The sequence below is a fragment of the Komagataeibacter diospyri genome (assembly GCF_006538165.1).
Taxonomy (GTDB): Bacteria; Pseudomonadota; Alphaproteobacteria; order Acetobacterales; family Acetobacteraceae; genus Komagataeibacter; species Komagataeibacter diospyri.
On the sequence record NZ_BDLU01000096.1, the window covers coordinates 1 to 2566 of the forward strand.

The 2566-nt window shown below is 64.4% G+C and carries 2 protein-coding genes; both read right to left on the reverse strand.

Annotation, left to right across the window (positions count from 1 at the left end; translation table 11 throughout):
- Nucleotides 1–307: 307 nt before the first annotated feature.
- Nucleotides 308–1498, reverse strand: a complete 1191-nt coding sequence (locus MSKU9_RS17680; protein WP_141262649.1) for an IS91 family transposase — start codon at nt 1496–1498, stop codon at nt 308–310.
- 25 nt (nt 1499–1523) lie between these two features.
- A complete protein-coding gene (locus MSKU9_RS17685; RefSeq protein WP_227002601.1) occupies nt 1524–2432 on the reverse strand; it encodes a tyrosine-type recombinase/integrase in 909 nt (302 codons plus the stop codon).
- Nucleotides 2433–2566: the final 134 nt, after the last annotated feature.

Below are 2566 nucleotides of genomic sequence, written 5' to 3' on the forward strand. Positions count from 1 at the left end.
CCTGAAGAGTTTCGGGCGCCGTGAGGCGTACGAAAGTCGGGGAGGACCGAACCCGCGACACCGGGACTCAGTTATGGGGAATTTGCAACTGGCGCTGCCCTGAGGCGCCCCTGAGCGGGGTCACGTGGCGGCATTCGTGACGCGGCAAAGGGCGTGCCCGCTGATCCTACACATGAAGATGACAGGATCTTCAGGGCCTCAGGTGCGCGCTTTCCGCCGTTTTTTCGCGTTTTGCGTAAGCCTGTCGGTGTGCCGGAACGAGACGGTTCCGGCAGGCATCGGGTTATAGGGTCATGTCTGCCGGTCATCATGCTGATTCCCCGGCCGGATCAGTCGACCGTGGCGGTCCTCTGGGCTGGCACCAGCGGGGAAGGATCTGGATAACGACCATCTGCCCCCCACAGCATGGGCAGGGCGGTGGCGTGACCGGTCCGGACTCCGGGACTTCCGCCGCTGGTGTGGGGATGACATTCAGCAGGTCCCGCGCCCGGGCGAGACTGGCCTTGCGGTTGGAACTGGCCAGCAGGCCGTAATGGCGGATGCGATGAAATCCCCGTGGCAGGACATGCAGCATGAAGCGGCGAATGAATTCATCCGTGCCAAGCGTCATGACCTGCTGCTGATGCGCGGTATCCCGGCGGTAGTCCTTGTACCGGAACGTCACGCCCCTTTCGTCGAACGCGAGGAGACGGCGGTTCGAGATGGCGACGCGGTGGGTATAGCGTGACAGATAGGCCAGCACCGCTTTTGGACCGGCAAACGGTGGCTTGGCGTAGACGACCCAACGCCTGCTGCGCACAGGGGCGAGATACCGCAGGAAGGCACGGCGGTCTGCCAGAGGGGCAAGCTGCCCCCGGAAGACCAGCCGGTCGGCGTCGAAAAGTGCCAGCAGCCGGGTCAGGAACAGGCGGCGGAACAGCTTGCCCAGCACCCGGACGGGCAGCAGGAAGGCCGGGCGCGATGAGATCCAGCGTTGGCCATCGGGTGAGAGACCGCCACCCGGCACGATCATGTGCACATGGGGATGATGGGTCAGCGCTGAGCCCCAACTGTGCAGCACGGCGGTGATGCCGATGCGCGCGCCCAGATGCCGGGGATCGGCGGCGATCATCATCATGGTCTCCGAGGCGGCCTGGAACAGCAGGGCGTAGAGAACGGCCTTGTTCTGAAGCGCGATGTCGGCGATCCGCGCCGGCAGGGTGAAGACGACATGGAAATACCCGACCGGCAGCAGATCGGCCTCCCGTTCGGCCAGCCATGTCCGTGCGGCGTTCCCCTGACAACGCGGACAATGACGGTTGCGGCAGCTGTTATAGGCGATCCGCCAGTGTCCGCAGTCCCCACAGGCCGCAACATGACCACCCAGGGCTGCCGTGCGACAGTGCTCTATCGCCGACATGACCTTGAGCTGCTGTAGGGGAAGACGTCCGGCATGGGCTGCCCGCCAGGCAGGACCGGCAGCCCGAAAGATATCGCCAAGTTCGAGCGAGGCGGACATGACCGTGCCCACCGAAGCTCGGGGATCAGCCGTCGGGCCTCGCCTGCGTCGTCGCCAGGGCCCCCAATGTGTCGAGCGGGCTGATCACCGCCCGCACAGTGCGGGTAGCGACCCTTGTATAGAGCGCTGTGCTGTTGAGACGGGCGTGACCCAGCAGGGCCTGGATCACGCGGATATCGACGCCATCCTCCAGCAGGTGCGTCGCAAAACTGTGCCGCAATGTATGGGGACCGACCCGTTTGCTGATCGACGCGGCATGGGCCGCGGTGACGACCACACGATGTAGTTGCCGGGTGCAGATGGGCCTCATCGCGTTCTGGCCGGGAAACAGCCAGCCCTGCGGATGCATCACGCCCTGCTGGCGGCCGAGTTTCCACCATTCCCGCAGCAGGGGCAGGAGGTCTGCCGGAAGCATGGCGTTGCGGTAACGACCCCCTTTGCCCCGCTCGACCCGCAGCAGCATGCGCGCGCTGTCGATATCGCTCACCTTGAGAGCGGCCACCTCGGCGACGCGCAGGCCCGCCCCATAGGCGACCGAGAGCGCCACCTGGTGCTTGAGGCAGGTGGTCGCATTGAGCAGGCGGGCAACCTCATCGCGGCTCAGCACGACGGGCAGGTTGCGGGGATGTCTGGTGCGAACCAGCTTGCGCGCAAGATCAGGTCGGTCGAGCGTGTAGGTGAAGAAAAATCGCAGCGCCGACACGATACTGTTCATCGTCGGTATCGGCAGGCCGGCCTCGTGCTGCTCGATTTGGAACTGACGGACCTCCTCCGCCGTCGCCGTGTGCGGAGAACGGCCCAGATGGGTCGCAAAACGACCGACGTCACGGATATAATTGCGCTGCGTCTCGCGTGAGAACCCTCGCATTGTCATGTCGTCGATCAGGCGCTGGCGAAGAGGGCTGATCGCGCCTACAGAAATAAGCTCCGTCATCATCTGGCTCCTTGTGTTGGACACAAGCCAGAGTGCGGCGGATCATCAGGCCAGCTTCAAATAAAACACCTCTCTCACGCCGTGGTGACAGACAGCCACGCTACACCATTCCCGCGCAGCGGGTTCGTTCTTCC